This window comes from Kitasatospora sp. NPDC001603, from assembly GCF_040298365.1.
Classification (GTDB): domain Bacteria; phylum Actinomycetota; class Actinomycetes; order Streptomycetales; family Streptomycetaceae; genus Kitasatospora.
In genome coordinates this window covers 33,062-49,022 of the sequence record NZ_JBEPAA010000029.1, presented here as the reverse complement: position 1 = coordinate 49,022, position 15,961 = coordinate 33,062, and the positions used below count along the sequence as shown (strand labels likewise).

The window sequence follows — 15,961 nt, the reverse complement described above, 5'->3', positions numbered from 1 at the left end:
GACGGCCCGGCGACGGCTCGGCCATGGCGCGGCCGCGGAGCAGCGACGGGGCCCCGGCGGGCGCCGGGGCCCGGTCAGCCCAGCGCCGCCCGGACGGCCTGCGCCACCTCCCCCGCCCGCCGGCCGGAGAGCGGCCGGCCCGCCTGGTCGGTCAGGTAGAAGGAGTCCACGGCCTCCGCCCCGAGCGTGCTGACGTGCGCCGTGCGGACCCGGACACCGGCGGCGTCCAGGGCCCGGCCGATCCGGTGCAGCAGGCCGGGGGCGTCATGGGCGCGCACCTCCAGCACCGTCGCCGTCGCCGAGGCCACCTCGGGCGCCACGGCGACCACCGGGGGCGGGGTGGGGATGCCGCGCCGGCGCGGGGCGGCCGCGTCGCGCTCGGCGAGCCGCCGCGAGACGTCCAGCGAGCCGTCCAGCGCCCGGCGCAGGTCGGCCCGGAGCCGGGCCGCCTCGGGCAGCTCGCCGAACTCGGCGGCCACCGTCCAGGACAGCAGCAGCACCGGGCCGGCGCCGATCGGGTCCAGCTCGCGCAGGCCCGCCGAGCGGACGGTCAGCCGGTGCAGGGCCAGCACCCCGGCGACCGTGCCGAGCAGACCCGGCCGGTCGGGCACGGCGAGGGTCAGCCGCACGCCCATCGGCTCGGTGCCCGGCTGGTCGTCCCCGTCGGCCTGGGCCAGCAGCGAGAGGGCCGGACCGCCCGTCCGGGCGGCCTCGACGGCGAGCCGCTCCTGTTCGGCGGTCGGCGTCGCCTCGCCGGCGTGCGAGCCCCACCGGCCCGGGCCGGGCGACGGGTACGCGCCGGCCAGCCGGTCGGCGGCCCGGGCCGCCAGGCCCTCCACCAGCGAGGCCCGCCAGCGGCTCCAGGCGGCCGGGCCGGTGGCGGTCGCGTCGGCCTCGGTCAGCGCGTGCAGCAGCTCCAGCTGCGGCAGGGTGGCGACCACCTTGGTGATCGCCTCCACGGTGGCGGGGTCGTCCGGATCCCGCCGGGTCGCGGTCTCCACCAGCGTCAGGTGGTGGCGGACCAGCACGGCGAGGGTCTCCACGGACTCGTGGTCGAAGCCCATCCGGACGGCCACGTCGCGGACGATCACCTCGCCCGCCTCGCTGTGGTCGCCGGGCCAGCCCTTGCCGATGTCGTGCAGCAGCGCCGCGACCAGCAGGAGGTCCGGCCGGGCCACCCGGCGGGTCATCGCGGCGGCCCGCACGGCCGTCTCCACCAGGTGCCGGTCGACCGTCCAGCGGTGCACGGCGTTGCGCTGCGGACGGCAGCGCACGCGCTCCCAGTCCGGCAGCAGCCGGGTGATCAGGCCCTCCGCCTCCAGCGCCTCCCAGACCGGCAGGCAGGCCTCCCCGGCGCCGAGCAGGGTGACCAGTTGCTCGCGCGCCTCGTCCGGCCAGGGCACCGGCAGCGGGCGGCACTCGGCGGCCAGCCGGCGGACCGTCGCGTAGGAGATGGTGAGCCCGTTCTGCGCCGCCGCGGCCGCCGCGCGCAGCGGCAGCACCGGGTCGGCGGCCGGGCGGGCCCCCTGGGCGAGCACCGCCTCGCCGTCCTGCTCGACGACGCCCTCGGCGAGCGGCCGGCGCTGGACCGCGCCGCGGGCCACCGCGCCGCCGCCCCGACCGGTGCCGGTGAACGGGAAGGAGAGCCGGGAGGAGCGCCGGCCCCGGGTGGTCCTGGCGGCCAGCACCCGGTCCACCGCCCGCCAGGTGACGTCACTCGCGTAGGCGATGGTCCGCGCGGCCTCGTACACCTGGCGCAGCAGGGTGTCGGCGTCCAGTACGCCGAGCCGTTCGGCGACCTGGTCCTGGTCCTGGAGGCTGAGCCGCTCGGTGGCCCGGCCGGTGACCAGGTGCAGCGCGTCCCGCACGTCCGCCAGCCGCAGGGCGGCGGCGTCCAGGCCGTCGCGCGGGGCGTCGGCCAGCCAGGTGGCGGCGATCGCGTTGAGCGCGACCACGTCGCGCAGGCCGCCGCGGGCCTCCTTGAGGTCCGGCTCCAGCAGGAAGGAGAGCTCGCCGTGGCGTTCGGCCCGCTCGCGGCCGAGTTCGCGCAGCTCGGGCAGGCGGTTCGGGGCGCCGGCGCGCCAGTCGGCGAGCACGGCGGAGCGCAGCCCGGCGGTGAGCTCCCGGTCGCCGGCGATGTGCCGGGCGTCGAGCAGGCCGAGCTGGGCCTTGAGGTCGTCGGCGGCGACGGTCCGGGCCTCGGCGAGGGTGCGGACGGAGTGGTCGAGCGAGGCGCCGGCGTCCCAGACCGGGTACCAGATGCGTTCGGGCAGTTCCGGGTCGAGCGGACCGTCGTGCAGCAGCAGGACGTCGAGGTCGCTGCGCGGGGAGAGTTCGCCGCGCCCGTAGCCGCCGACCGCGACCAGGGCGACGCCGGCCGGGGCACCGGCCGCCGCCAGCAGTCCGGCCAGCCACTCGTCGGTGAGCGCGGCCAGCGCGGTGCGGCGGGCGGTGCTGACGAGGCCGGGCGTGTCCAGCAGTCGGGCCCGGGCGGCGCCGTGGTCGGGCGGGCCGTCGTCCCCGGACGGGCGCACGGGGGGAGTCGCGGGAGTCGCGGGCCCGGCGGCGGGCCGGGAGGGCGGGTCGGGCTGCGTGGTCATCGGGGGTCCCCGTCCGTCGTCGTCCGGTCTGAGCGCGCGCTGGTCGAGCGGGCGGCGCCCGGGTCGCGCGAGGAACGCCGATTCGCGCGAGGAGCGCTGATACGCCGTCAGCGGACCCGCGACCACGGGGTGGTCACGGGCCCGCCGGCGGGATCGTGCTGAATGCTAGGCCCTGTCCTGGAGGAAGGGGTCCTGGTCAGAGGGCGTCGGGGCCGCGCTCACCGGTCCGGACCCGCACGGCGGTCTCGACCGGGACGCTCCAGACCTTGCCGTCGCCGATCTTGCCGGTCCGGGCGGCCTTCACCAGGACGTCGATCAGCTGGTCGGCGTCGTCGTCCTCGACCAGGACCTCGATTCTGACCTTGGGTACCAGGTCCACGGTGTACTCCGCGCCCCGGTAGACCTCGGTGTGACCTCGCTGGCGGCCGTAACCGCTCGCCTCGGTGACGGTCAGCCCGTGCACCCCGAAGGCCTGCAGGGCGGCCTTCACGTCGTCCAGGCGGTGCGGCTTGATGACTGCGGTGATGAGCTTCATCAGGCGTCGACCCCGGTCTTCTCGGTGTTCTTCCCGGCGGCCCTGGCGGCGGGCCCGGACGTGGACTCGGCGACCACCGCGGCGGCCATCCTGGCCGGACCGGCCCCCAGCGCGCTGAAGTCGTAGGCGGACTCGGCGTGCTCGGCCTGGTCGATGCCGGCCACCTCGACCTCCTCGGCGACCCGGAACCCGACCGTGCTGTCGATCGCCTTGGCCAGCAGCCAGGAGACGACGAAGGAGTAGGCGGCGACCACGGCCACGCCCATCGCCTGCTTGCCGAGCTGCTCCAGGCCACCGCCGTAGAACAGGCCCTTGGCGGTCTGGCCGACGGTGCCGGTGGCGAAGAGGCCGACCAGCAGGGAGCCGATGGCACCGCCGACCGCGTGCACGCCGACCACGTCGAGCGAGTCGTCGAAGCCGAAGCGGTACTTGAGGCTGATCGCCGCGGCGCAGACGGCGCCGGCGATCAGGCCGATCGCGACCGCGCCGAGCGGGCTGACCGAACCGCACGCGGGGGTGATGGCGACCAGACCGGCCACCGCGCCGGAGGCGGCGCCCAGCGTGGTGAACGCGCCGTGCCGCAGCTTCTCGTAGATCAGCCAGCCGAGCAGCGCGGCCGCCGTGGCCACCTGGGTGTTGACGAAGGCCATCGCGGCGACGCCGTTGGCGGCCAGCGCCGAGCCCGCGTTGAAGCCGAACCAGCCGAACCAGAGCAGCCCGGAGCCGAGCATGACCAGCGGCAGGCTGTGCGGGCGCATCGGGTCCTTCCGGAAGCCGACCCGCTTGCCCAGCACCAGGCAGAGCGCCAGGCCCGCGACGCCCGCGTTGATGTGCACGGCGGTGCCGCCGGCGAAGTCGATCACGCCGTTGCGGTCACCCAGCCAGCCGCCGTTGCCGCCGTCGAAGAAGAAGACCCAGTGCGCGACCGGGAAGTAGACGACGGTCACCCAGAGGGCGATGAACAGGCCCCAGGCGGTGAACTTGGCGCGGTCCGCGACGGCCCCGCTGATCAGGGCCGGGGTGATGATCGCGAACATCAGCTGGAAGGCGGAGAACGCGGTGACCGGGATGGTCCCGGTCAGGTCGTTCAGCCCCACTCCGTGCATCCCGAGGAAGTCCAGGTTGCCGATCAGCCCGGCGCCGGCGTCGGGGCCGAAGCTGAGCGAGTACCCGTAGAGGACCCAGAGCACGCTGACGATGCCCAGCGAGAGGAAGCTCATCGCCAGCATGTTGAGTGTGCTCTTGGCCCTGACCATGCCCCCGTAGAAGAAGGCCAGCCCGGGGGTCATCACCATGACCAGGGCCGCGCAAATGAGCACGAAGGCGGTATCGCCCGCGCTGAAGCCGTCCGGCATCGGCGTCTCCTCATGAATGGAAGCCGCTCCACACCCGGGATACCTGTCCCGTGCCACCCGGGGTGTCGGCGATGGGAGGAGCGTGCCGAAGTCGGGTTTCGACCGATGCGACCCGGTGTTTCGCGACCGTGACGACGGCGACGCGCGGGTTACGCCTACGTGAACCACGGCCGTGCCGCCGGGCCCGGTGGGTTACCGTGCCGCCCCGCGGCACGCGCGGTGCCGGACACACCACCGACCGTGGCGGCGGCGGCCGTCACGGTCGGTGGAGGCTGGGGAGGCTGAGGGGGCCAGGGGGGGCTGGGGGCGGACGCCGGTGCGGGTCAGACCACCGAGACGTACTCCGGGATGTCCTGGACCACCCGCTCCTTGAGCCGGCTGATCGCGTCCACCCCGCCGTACCGGGCGGCGGCGGCCTCGGTGGTCTTGCGGACCCTGGAGTTGAGCCGCTCGGAGCGCACCTTGGTGGCGATCTCCACCGCCTGCTCGGCCATCACCACGGCCTGCTCGGGCTCACGCTGCAGCAGGTGCACGCTGGCCATGCCGATCAGGTTGAAGGCGTAGGAGCGGACGTGGTCGCCGTCCTGGCGGAAGAGGTCGACCGCCCGCTCCATGACCGGGGCGGACATCGAGGCGTACAGCTCGGCCCGGTCCGAGTGGTAGGCGAGGTCGCGGAAGGAGTGCGCGTTCTCGGCGTTCAGCTCGGCCGGCGAGAAGAACTTCAGCCAGTCCGGGTCGCCGTCGCCCTCGCGGATGTCGGTGAAGGTGTCCTCGGCCAGCCGGACCGCCCGGGCGCAGCGGTTCACCTCGCCGATGGTGGCGTAGGCGCGCGCCTCCATCGCGTACAGCAGGGCCTGCTGGCGCGGGGTGGCGGTGTCCCGGCTGCCGTACTGGGCCAGGTGGATCAGCTCCAGGGCGTCCTCGCCGCGGTTGAGGTGGATCATCTGGCGGCTCATGTCGGTGAGGATCAGCGCGCCGAACGGGCGGTCGCCGGCCTCCTTGGCGGCGTGCAGGGCCAGCACGTAGTACTTCTGCGCGCTGGGGTGCATGCCGACGTCGTAGGACATCCAGCCGGCCAGGTGGGCCAGCTCGGCGGTGAGCCGGAACAGCCGCCGGGTGGTCTGCTCGGGGTAGGTCTCCTGGAGCAGGTCGGTGACCTCGTGCAGCTGGCCGACGACGGCCTTGCGGCGCAGCCCGCCGCCGTTCTGCGCGTCCCACTGCCGGAACATGACGGTGGTCTGCTCCAGCAGTTCCAGCTCGGGCTCGGAGAGCCGGCCGGTGAACGGCTCGCCGCCGTTGGCGGCGGTCAGGATCGGGGTGGGCGCGCCGTTCGGGCCGGGGGCGAGCCAGCGCTGCATCGGCTCGATCAGCGCGGCGCCGGCCGTCATGGCGAGCGAGGTGCCCAGGAAGCCCCGCCGGTTCAGCATCAGGTCGCTGCGCGAGTAGTCGCTGATCAGCTGGACGGTCTGCGGGGCGCTCCACGGCAGGTCGACGCCGCCGCCGACGGTGGAGACCGGGATGGCGGCCCGCAGCCCGAGGTCCTCGATGGAGACCACGGAGCCGAAGCGTTCGGAGAAGAGCTCCGACATGATCTTCGGGATGGGCTCGCGGGGCTGCTCCCCGTCGAGCCAGCGCCGCACCCGCGAGGTGTCGGTGGACACGTGGTGGGCGCCGATCTGGCGGGCCCGGCGGTTGACCTGGCGGGCCAGTTCGCCCTTGGACCAGCCGCTGCGGGCGAACCACGTGCTCAGCTTCTCATTGGGTTGCTTCTCTGCCATGGGAACGTCCCCATCCCGCCCGGCCCCTGCGGGGCCCCGATCGTGACCGCCCGACGGTTGCGGGCTCTTGCCAGACGTGCTGCTTCTCTTCCGTACCCGAGGTGCTGTCGAGACCGCTGGTCGGACCACTCGTCGCACTGGTGTGCCATCCTCGCGGACGAGCCGTCAGATTCCCCAACTCCCGCCCCCACAGGGCCGGAAACGGACTCCCCGACGATGTCTGCGTGCTGAACGTAACGCCCCGCACACGGTCCCGGGGAGCGGCCCTGGCGAAACGCCACCTTTCGCCACCCCCAGGAGTGAACCGATCCAAGACCGCACACGCTTCACTGGATAGTCCCGGCGGTCCGGCATATGCGGGCTGCCAAGTCCCCACCGGCACCTCGGCCCCTCACCTGCAACCCACGGCAGCCCCAGGCGAGTTTGCCGCCCACCCCGGTAGACGGCCGCCTCGTGGACACGACGATCCGGCACGGGCACCGCCCCCCACAAGGCGGCGCCCGAGGCGCAGGACCGCAACAGGCGCACGCCATGCGCTGCGCGCCGCTCCCGCACCACGCACGACGCAACGGACAATCAACACAAAGTCACCATCCCGTAACCATCGGCAACGAGAACCTGTTGGGGGAGGCATGGACAACCTGTTCGGCGAACTTCGACTGGGGCACCTGCGGTTGGCCCCGCTGAGCGCACGCCGCCGCACCCGGGTGACCGCGTCCCGGGCGGCCGCGGAGTACACCGGCCGCTGGGGCTGGGCGGTCACCGTCGGCAACCAGGCCGGCCCGGCCGCCGCGGCCCGCTGCCACTGCGGTGCCGCCCGCTGCGCCGCGCCCGGTCTGCATCCGGCCCCCGGCGGCGCACCGGCGGACCGCACCGGCACGAACGTCTCCGTCCTGTTCCCCACCGGCCGCGCCTTCGACGTCCTGGACGTCCCCGAGCAGGCCGGCCTCCAGGCGCTGGTCCGACTGGAGCGGATGGGCACCCAGGTCGGCCCGGTGCTGGCCTCGCCCACCGGCCGGCTGCAGTTCCTGGTCGCCGCCGGCACCGCCCGGCGGCTGCCCGACCTGCTGTACCGGATGGGCTGGGACGACGCCGCGCTCGACCTCACCTGCCACGGCGAGGGCAGCTACGTCGCCGCGCCGCCGACCGTGCTCGGCGGTCTGGGCCCGGTCCGCTGGCTGCGCCGGCCCACCCGTGACAACGCCGGCTGCCCGCCCGAGGCCCGGCTGCTGCTCGGCACCCTCGCCTACGCCTGCCACCGCGGGCGCGAGCGCAGCGCAGAGCCCGCCTGGCTCGCCTCGTAACCACCCCGCCCGCCTGGCTCGCGTCGTAACCACCCCGCCCGCCGGCCCCGAGGGGCCGCCGCCCGCTCCCCCACCGCGCCGCCCCGGAAGACGCCGGGACACGCCGAAGGGCCCGCCCCGACCGGAGCGGACCCTTCCTCGGACAGCGGCCGGGGTTCAGTCCCCGATCAGCGCGTCCACGAACGCCCCCGCCTCGAACGGCGCCAGGTCGTCGGCGCCCTCGCCGAGCCCGATCAGCTTGACCGGGACACCCAGCTCCCGCTGCACCGCGACCACGATGCCGCCCTTGGCGGTACCGTCCAGCTTGGTGAGCACGATGCCGGTGATGTCGACCACCTCGGCGAAGACCCGGGCCTGGATCAGACCGTTCTGGCCGGTGGTGGCGTCCAGCACCAGCAGCACCTCGTCCACCGGGCCGTGCTTCTCCACGACCCGCTTGACCTTGCCCAGCTCGTCCATCAGGCCGGTCTTGGTGTGCAGCCGGCCGGCGGTGTCCACCAGCACGGTGTCGGCGCCCTCGGCGATGCCCTCCTTGACGGCGTCGAACGCGACCGAGGCCGGGTCCCCGCCCTCCGGGCCGCGGACGGTCCGCGCGCCGACCCGCTCGCCCCAGGTCTGCAGCTGGTCGGCGGCGGCGGCCCGGAAGGTGTCGGCCGCGCCGAGCACCACCGAGCGGCCGTCGGCGACCAGCACCCGGGCCAGCTTGCCGGTGGTGGTGGTCTTGCCGACGCCGTTGACGCCGACCACCAGCACGACGGCCGGGCCGGCCTCGTGCTTGGTGGAGTGCACCGTGCGGTCGGCGTCCTTGCCGACCAGCTCGACCAGCTCCTCGCGCAGCAGGGCGCGCAGCTCGTCCGGGGTGCGGGTGCCGAGCACCTTCACCCGGGTGCGCAGCCGCTCGACCAGCTCCTGGGTGGGGGCGACGCCGACGTCGGCGGTCAGCAGGGTGTCCTCGATCTCCTCCCAGGTGTCCTCGTCGAGGTGCTCGCGGGAGAGCAGCGACAGGAGGCCCTTGCCGAGCGAGTTCTGCGAGCGGGAGAGCCGGGAGCGCAGCCGGACCAGCCGGCCGGCGGTGGGCTCGGGGACTTCGAGGGCCGGCGCCTGCTCGGCCTCGACCGCCTCGGGAGCCTCCGGGGCCGCCTCGGCCTCGGGGAGCTCGACCTCCTCGACGGTGCGGCGCGGCTCCTCGGTCGGCGGCGCGGCCTCCTCACCGACCTGGGGCTCCCGCGGGGTCCCGGGCGGCGTGATGACCGGCGGCCGCGCCTTCGGGGGGAGCTCCCGGCGTCGTCTGCCGGAGACGACCAGGCCGGCGACCGCGCCGACGGCCAGCACGGCGATGACAACGGCAAGGATCACGTATTCCACATCAATCTCCTTCTCGGGATCCCACGACAGAGTGATCCTTCGGTCACCGACGCACGGGGCGTCGCCGCCTCCCTTACGCCGACGCGGTGCCGTCCGGCACCGGTCGGGGCTTGGCCGTCATGAGGTCGTCAAGCGGCTGAATCAGAAGCCCCCTCGCGCGCGAGGGGGAGGAGTCACAACCCGTCCAGTATCCGTGATCGGGTCGCCCACGGGCAGCTGCCCCGGCGTCGGCCGGTGGATCACCCGGTCGGACGGGCGGCGGCGGCCGCCTCCCGCTGCCCGGCCGGCGGTGCGAGCGGCCTGCGCCGACGGGCCGGGGGCGCCCCCTCCCGCAGTCGCTGGCTGATCACCTGGGAGATGCCGTCGCCCTTCATGGTCACGCCGTAGAGGGCGTCGGCGGACTCCATGGTCAGCTTCTGGTGGGTGATCACGATCAGCTGGGAGCTCTCCCTCAGCTCCTCCATGATCCCGACCAGCCGGCGCAGGTTGGTCTCGTCCAGCGCCGCCTCCACCTCGTCCATCACGTAGAACGGGCTGGGCCGGGCCTTGAAGATCGACACCAGCAGCGCCACCGCGGTCAGCGAGCGCTCGCCGCCGGAGAGCAGCGAGAGCCGCTTGACCTTCTTGCCCGGCGGCCTGGCCTCCACCTCGACCCCGGTGGTCAGCATGTTGTCCGGATCGGTCAGCACCAGCCGCCCCTCCCCGCCGGGGAAGAGCCGCGAGAAGACGCCCTCGAACTGGGCGGCGGTGTCGTGGTACGCCGAACTGAACAGCTGCTCGACCCGCTCGTCCACGTCCTTGACGATGTCCAGCAGGTCGCGCCGGCTCCGCTTGAGGTCGTCCAGCTGCTCCCCGAGGAAGGTGTGCCGCTCCTCCAGCGCCGCGAACTCCTCCAGTGCCAGCGGGTTGACCTTGCCGAGCTGCTGGTAGGCCTTCTCGGCGGCCCGCAGCCGCTTCTCCTGCTCGGCCCGGTCGTACGGCCGCGGCTCGCCGGGCTCCCCGCCGTCGTCGGGTGCCGGCGCCGGGACGAGCCGGTCCGGCCCGTACGAGGCGAGCAGCTCACCGCCCTCGATGCCGAACTCCTCCAGCGCCCGGGACTCCAGCTGCTCGATCCGCAGCCGCTTCTCGGCGCGCAGCACCTCGTCCCGGTGCCCGGCGTCGACCAGCTTGTCCAGCTCGGCCTTGAGTTCGCGGCCGTGCTCGCGGTGCTCCCGCAGCTGCGCCTCCCGCTCGGCGCGCGCCTGCTCGACGGCGGCCCGTCCGGCGTCGGCGCGGGCCAGCGACACCTCCAGGCAGGCCAGCAGCTGTCGGGTGCCGGCCGCGACGGCGTTCGCCACCCGGGCGTCGTGCTCGGCGCGCTCCCGGCGCTCGGCGGCGCGGGCACGCGCCTCGCGCTCGGTCCGCGCGGCCCGGTCCAGCTGGTCGGCCCGCCCGGCGAGGGCGCGCACCCGCTCCTCGTGCGTCCGCACGGCGAGCCGGGCCTCCAGCTCGGCCTGCCGGGCGCCGGTGGCGGCCGCGGCCAACCGCTGCTGTTCCGCGGCGTCGGGTTCGTCCTCCCCCGCGTCGGCCGACTCCTCGGCGGCCGCGAGCCGTCCGGCCAGCTCCTCGGCGGTGTCGAGCAGGTCGGCCAGCCCCTGCTCGGCGCGACCGGCCGCGGCCGCGAGCCGTTCGGCCTCGCCGGCGGCGGCCCGGGACTGCCCGCCGAGCCGGCCGAGTGCGCCGGCCACCTCGGCCCGCTCGCGCTCCGCCTTCCGCCGGGTGGTGGCCAGTTGCTCCAGCCCGGCGGCCGACTCCCCCCGGAGTGCGGTGAGTTCGGCCAGCCGTTCGGCCGACTCGGCGCAGCGGAGGTCCAGTTCGCCGATCGCCCGGGCGGTCTCGTCGACCGCCGCCTGGGTCTCCAGCAGGCTCGGCGCACCGCCCGCGCCGCCGTACGCGAAGCCCGCGCCGAGCCGGTCCCCCTCGGCGGTGACCGCGGTCAGCGCCGGGTGCTCCGTCACCAGCCGCACCGCCTCGTCGAGCGAGCCGACCACGGCGACGCCGGCCAGCAGGGCCCGCGCGGCCGGCAGCAACGGGGCCGGGCCGTCGACCAGTTCGGCGGCCCAGCGGGCGGTGGGCGGCAACGGCGGCGTCGGCGCGGCCGGCTCGGGCGCACCGGCGATGAGCAGCGCGGCCCGGCCGGCGTCCGCCGCGCGCAGCAGGCGCAGGGCGTCGGCCGCCGTGCCGGGCGAGTCGACCGCCACCGCGTCCGCGGCGGCGCCGAGGGCGGCCGCGACGGCGCTCTCGTGCCCGGGCGCGATCCGCAGCAGCGTGGCCGCCGGGCCGAGCAGCCCGGCCAGCCGGTCGGCTGCCGCCAGCAGCGCGCCGGTGCCGTCCTTGCGGCGCAGCCCGAGCGCCAGGGCGTCGTGCCGCGCGGTCAGCCCGGCCCGCTCGCGTTCGGCGGCGCCGGCGGCCTCGCGGGCACCGACCAGCTCGCGTTCGACGGCGGCGAGCCGCGCACGGGCCGCCTCGTGGGCGGCCTCGGCCCGTTCGTCGTCCCCCGCCGAGGCGTCGACCTGCTCCCGCAGCTCCTCGTAGGCGGTCCGGGCGGCCTCGGCGCGCAGCAGTGCCTCGTCCCTGGCCTCGGTGAGCCGGCCGATCTCGGCCTCGGCGGCGGCGGCTTTGGACCGGGCGGCCGCGGCCTGCCCCTGCAGCCGGGCCAGCCCTTCGCGGCGGTCCGCGATGGCCCGGGCAGCGTCCTTCAACCGCCGCTCCTCCGCGGCGAGTTCCCGCTCCAGCTCACCCCGGGACTCGACCGCCTCGGCGAGCGCGTACCGGGCCTCCTCCAGGGCCTCGGCCAGGGCGGCCTCCTCCTCCCGGACGTGCTCGGCCTCGCGCTCCAGCTCTTCCGGGTCCCGGCCGCGCCGCTCCTCGACCGCTCCCCCGGCGGCCGCGTGCCGGGCGCCGGCCTCGGCCAGCCCGAGGGTGCCGCGGGTCCGCTCGGCCAGGGCGGAGAGCCGGTACCAGGTCTGCCGGGCCGCCTCCAGGCCCGGACCGAGCTGCTGGACCTGCGCCTCCAGGACGGCCTCCCGCTGGATCGCCCGGGACAGCTCCTGTTCGACGGTGGAGCGGCGCAGCTTCAGCGCCAGTTCGTCGGCGACCTCGGCCTCGACGGCGGTGCGCAGCGCGAGCAGGTCGTCGGCGAGCAGCCGGAGCCGGGCGTCGCGCAGTTCGGCCTGGATGCCGGCCGCGCGCCGGGCGATCTTCGCCTGCCGGCCCAGCGGTCCGAGCTGGCGCCGCAGTTCGGCGACCAGGTCCTGCACCCGGTTGAGGTTGACCTGCATCGCGTCCAGCTTCCGCAGCGCCTTCTCCTTGCGCTTGCGGTGCTTGAGGACGCCGGCCGCCTCCTCGATGAAGGCGCGGCGGCCCATCGGGTCGGCGTGCAGCACGGAGTCGAGCTGTCCCTGCCCGACGATGACGTGCATCTCGCGGCCGATGCCGGAGTCGGAGAGCAGCTCCTGGATGTCCAGCAGCCGGCAGGTGTCGCCGTTGAGCGCGTACTCGCTGCCGCCGTTGCGGAACATCGTCCGGGTGATGGTCACCTCGGCGTACTCGATCGGCAGCGCGCCGTCGGAGTTGTCGATGGTGAGGCTGACCTCGGCGCGGCCGAGCGGGGCGCGCCCGCTCGTCCCGGCGAAGATGACGTCCTCCATCTTGCCGCCGCGCAGCGACTTGGCGCCCTGCTCCCCCATCACCCAGGAGAGCGCGTCGACGACGTTGGACTTGCCGGAGCCGTTGGGACCGACCACGCAGGTGATCCCGGGCTCGAACCGCAGGGTGGTGGCGGAGGCGAAGGACTTGAACCCGCGCAGGGTCAGACTCTTCAGGTGCACGCGCCGGTCTCCTCGTCGCTCGCCAGGGCCCCAGCGGCGACTGTATCCGGACGGACCGGCGCCGACCGCGCCCGGACACGACGAAGGGACGCCACTCAGGGCGCCCCTTGCAAGCTGCGTCCCTTATCGGGGCGGCTCAGTGCACTGCTGCGTCGATCTGCGAGGACCGGGCGGGACTCAGGTGAGAGCCGGCTCCCGCTGATCCAGATCGATGCTGTTGAGCAGCGAGTGCTCGTCGGCGACAGCGGTGAGCGCGTCGTTCTCGGCCTGCATCCGAAGGAGCTCGGACTCAAGATCCTGGACACGCTGCTGAAGCCGTCGCACCTCGGTGAGCATTCGCGGGTCGGGGCCGCCGACGTACCCGAGAAGCGCCTTTGCCATGATGAATGGTCCTCCACGCTGAGTGACCGAACCGGAACGGTACAGGTCTAGGGGGAAGGGGGACGCACGCGCGTCGCGCCACCGGCAGTGCTGGCTGGGCACTACGGCACAACCACCGTGAGCTGGGCTCACGAGGGCGTGCGCCTACCGGGTAAACGCGGTCGTGTGCGCGGGCTTCCAGCGTCTCACCAAAGACGGAAAGGGTCAACACGATCACCGCACGCTACCGCGCCCCTGTCACCTGCCTGGCGGTGTGGTCACACCAGGGGGATCTCGGGCCGGTCCACCAGTCGCTCGTGGATCATCGTTCGATGCGGAGTCAACCACGAGTCTGCCCAGATGGCAACCGTATGACACCGAAGGCCGCCGATCATTTCACGGGGGCGGGCCCCGGCCCGTCCGCCACGGCGCGCGGGGCCCCGGTCAGCGGATCTCGAAACCCGGGTAGCCGGTTCCGACGGCCGTCCAGATCTCCGTCACCCCGCTGACGCGGCCGGGCGTGTCCGGGCCGCGCAGCAGCGCCAGCAGATGCTCGCAGTCGGCCGCGAGTCCCTCGGCCACCACCTGCACCCGGCCGTCGCCGAGGTTGCTGGCGTAGCCGGTCAGCCCGATCTCCAGCGCCCGCGCCCTGGTCCACCACCGGAAGCCGACCTGCTGGACCTTGCCCCGCACCCAGGCGGTCACCCGGACCGGTTCATCACTGTGGGCGTCGCGACCGTGCATGGCCCCGACCCTATCGGGCCGGATCGCGGGCCGCGCTACGGCGCCGTGGGGCCGGCCATCGTCCAGTCCGGGCTGTGGATCTCCGCCCGGAGGTCCCCGCGCCGGCCCTCCTCGCCGCAGGTGCGGCAGACCCAGGCCGGGTCGTACGGGTGCGGCTCGTGTCCCTCGGGGCTGTGCTCGAAGCTCACCGGCGGCTCGGGGAGCAGCCAGCGGTCGCCCCAGCCGAGCAGGGCGTGGGTGAGCGGGGCGAGGTCGCGGCCGGCCTCGGTCAGGTGGTACTCGTAGCGCGGCGGCCGCTCGCTGTAGGCGCGGCGCTCGACCACGCCCGCCTCCTCCAGCGCGCGCAGCCGGGCGGTGAGCCGGTCGCGCGGAGCGCCGGTGTTGCGGGCGATCCGGTCGAAGCGGTGGTTGCCGTAGAACAGCTCGCGGACGGCGAGCAGGGCCCACTTCTCGCCGACCACGTGGAGCGCGGCGGCGATCGAGCAGGGCCGGCCGGGGAGTGCGGGCGGGGCCGAAGGCGTGTGGGAGGTCACACCACCAGCCTGCCACACAGGGTTGCGTTCTCAAACCTCCTCGGGTGCGCCACCGGCAGGGCCCGCGGTTCCCGCCGTCCACCGGCGGGCCGCGGGCCCGGTCGTCGCACCGCCGGGGTCAGAAGCCCCCGCCGAAGTCACCGCCGCCGCCGTCGAAGCCGCCACCGCCGCCGAAGTCGCCCCCGCCGCCACCGTCGAAGCCGCCGTCGAAGTCACCGGAATCGAAGTCGGCGCCGGAGAAGTCACCGCCCTCGTAGCCGGAGCCGCCGTCGTAGCCGGCCCCGTAGGCCGGGGAGCTCATCATCGAGCCGAGCATGGTGCCGACCAGCAGGCCGGGCAGCAGCCCGCCGCCGCCGAAGCCGCCGAAGTAGCCGCCCGCCCAGGGGCCGTACGCCGGGCCGGCGTTCCAGTACGGCTGCGGGCCGTGCTCGGTCGGCACGGTCCGGACCTCCGGGTCCTGCCCGGTGGCCAGCCGGTCGGCGTCCGCCCGGCAGACCGGGACGGTGCGCGCCGCGCCGCCGGCCGGTGCCCAGTCGGCGTCCCGCACGGACGGGCCGTGCCGCGGGTCGAAGAAGCACGGCGGCCGGCGCTCGGGCAGCGGCCGCTTCGCGCGCCGGGCGTCCAGTGTGGCCAGCGCGAACCGGCCGTCCTCCAGTGCCTCGGTGACCGGCTTGACGTCCTCCGGCCCCTTCGCCTCGTCCATGCTGCGCTTGGCCCGCTCGTAGGAGTCCAGGGCGTGCGTGTAGTCGGCCCGCTGGACATCGTCGGCGTCCGGGGCGCCCGGGCTGAAGTCGAGCCGGTCCAGCTCCTCGCCGAACGCGGTGATGTCCTCGTCCACCACCCGGCGCAGCTGCGCCAGTTCGGCCCGGCGCCGCTCCTGCTTGCGCTTCTTCGAGCGGCGGAAGAGCAGGAACACCCCGGCGCCGGCCAGCGCCAGCAGGGCCAGCGGCACGACGACCGCCGCCACCGAGAAGCCGCCGGAGCCGCTGTTCACCCCGTGCCCCTTCACCTGGGGCGCGGCGGTGTCGACGAAGTCGTTCAGGGTCGCGTCGACGTCGCCCGGGTGCGAGCGCGCGGACGCGCCCGCGATGCGCTCGGCGCTCGCGGTGGGCAGCGCCTCCTTGTTGGACTGGGCCAGGAACCGGTCACCGCGCCAGATGCCGTAGACACCGGTGATGCCGACCTTGGTCCGCAGGTCGGAGAAGACCGTGCTCGCGCCGTACGGGTCCGCCGCCGGGACCACCGCGATGAAGATCGGCTTGTCGGCCTTGCGGATCTTCTCGGTCAGGGCGTCGGCCTGGCCCTGGCTGAACCGGCCGGTCATCGCCGGGTCGACGTAGACCCGGCCCTGCTTGAGCGCGGCGGTGGCGTCGTCCAGCCCGCCGGCCGCGGCGGCCGCCGGGGCCAGCACGAGCAGCAGCCCGAGCAGCAGCGCCACCAGGGCCGACAGCCCGGCACTCCGGGAGCGTCGTCGAGCGAGGGTTCTCATGCCATCGACGCTACCCCTCCCGCCACGTC

At 74.9% G+C, this 15,961-nt stretch carries 11 protein-coding genes; 1 reads left to right on the top strand and 10 read right to left on the bottom strand.

Features of this window, described 5'->3' with window-relative positions; all coding sequences use genetic code 11:
• Positions 1 to 74: 74 nt before the first annotated feature.
• From ABT263_RS19630 to nsdA, 4 genes are all read right to left on the bottom strand, one after another.
• Complete coding sequence (locus ABT263_RS19630) at positions 75 to 2,600, bottom strand: [protein-PII] uridylyltransferase (protein WP_352291645.1); 2,526 nt, start codon at positions 2,598 to 2,600, stop codon at positions 75 to 77.
• A 196-nt stretch (positions 2,601 to 2,796) separates the two neighbouring features.
• Complete coding sequence (locus ABT263_RS19625; RefSeq protein WP_329489763.1) at positions 2,797 to 3,135, bottom strand: P-II family nitrogen regulator; 339 nt, start codon at positions 3,133 to 3,135, stop codon at positions 2,797 to 2,799.
• On the bottom strand, positions 3,135 to 4,490 hold the full coding sequence (locus ABT263_RS19620) for an ammonium transporter (RefSeq protein WP_352291643.1): 1,356 nt from the start codon (positions 4,488 to 4,490) through the stop codon (positions 3,135 to 3,137). The genes ABT263_RS19625 and ABT263_RS19620 overlap by 1 nt, the downstream gene beginning before the upstream one ends.
• A gap of 323 nt (positions 4,491 to 4,813) precedes the next feature.
• Complete coding sequence (gene nsdA, locus ABT263_RS19615; RefSeq protein ID WP_352291641.1) at positions 4,814 to 6,268, bottom strand: transcriptional repressor NsdA; 1,455 nt, start codon at positions 6,266 to 6,268, stop codon at positions 4,814 to 4,816.
• A 632-nt stretch (positions 6,269 to 6,900) separates the two neighbouring features.
• Between nsdA and ABT263_RS19610 the strand changes: the two genes are divergently transcribed.
• The gene (locus ABT263_RS19610) at positions 6,901 to 7,572 is read left to right on the top strand and encodes a bifunctional DNA primase/polymerase (RefSeq protein WP_329489760.1); all 672 of its coding nucleotides are present in this window, start codon (positions 6,901 to 6,903) and stop codon (positions 7,570 to 7,572) included.
• Positions 7,573 to 7,728: 156 nt separating this feature from the next.
• Here the strand turns inward: ABT263_RS19610 and ftsY are convergent, their stop codons facing one another.
• The 6 genes from ftsY to ABT263_RS19580 all read right to left on the bottom strand — a co-directional run bounded on the left by ftsY (position 7,729) and on the right by ABT263_RS19580 (position 15,932).
• The gene (gene ftsY / locus ABT263_RS19605; RefSeq protein WP_329489759.1) at positions 7,729 to 8,937 is read right to left on the bottom strand and encodes a signal recognition particle-docking protein FtsY; all 1,209 of its coding nucleotides are present in this window, start codon (positions 8,935 to 8,937) and stop codon (positions 7,729 to 7,731) included.
• Between the two features lie 239 nt (positions 8,938 to 9,176).
• Positions 9,177 to 12,806, bottom strand: a complete 3,630-nt coding sequence (smc, locus tag ABT263_RS19600) for a chromosome segregation protein SMC (protein WP_352291639.1) — start codon at positions 12,804 to 12,806, stop codon at positions 9,177 to 9,179.
• Between the two features lie 177 nt (positions 12,807 to 12,983).
• Positions 12,984 to 13,187: a hypothetical protein gene (locus ABT263_RS19595; protein ID WP_329489757.1), complete on the bottom strand. Its 204-nt coding sequence runs from the start codon at positions 13,185 to 13,187 to the stop codon at positions 12,984 to 12,986.
• 423 nt (positions 13,188 to 13,610) lie between these two features.
• Positions 13,611 to 13,910 carry an acylphosphatase gene (locus ABT263_RS19590; RefSeq protein WP_329489756.1) on the bottom strand — a complete coding sequence of 100 codons (300 nt, stop codon included), beginning with the start codon at positions 13,908 to 13,910 and terminating at the stop codon, positions 13,611 to 13,613.
• 35 nt (positions 13,911 to 13,945) lie between these two features.
• Positions 13,946 to 14,443 carry a winged helix-turn-helix transcriptional regulator gene (locus ABT263_RS19585; RefSeq protein WP_329489755.1) on the bottom strand — a complete coding sequence of 166 codons (498 nt, stop codon included), beginning with the start codon at positions 14,441 to 14,443 and terminating at the stop codon, positions 13,946 to 13,948.
• Between the two features lie 118 nt (positions 14,444 to 14,561).
• Positions 14,562 to 15,932: a hypothetical protein gene (locus ABT263_RS19580; RefSeq protein ID WP_352291637.1), complete on the bottom strand. Its 1,371-nt coding sequence runs from the start codon at positions 15,930 to 15,932 to the stop codon at positions 14,562 to 14,564.
• Positions 15,933 to 15,961: the final 29 nt, after the last annotated feature.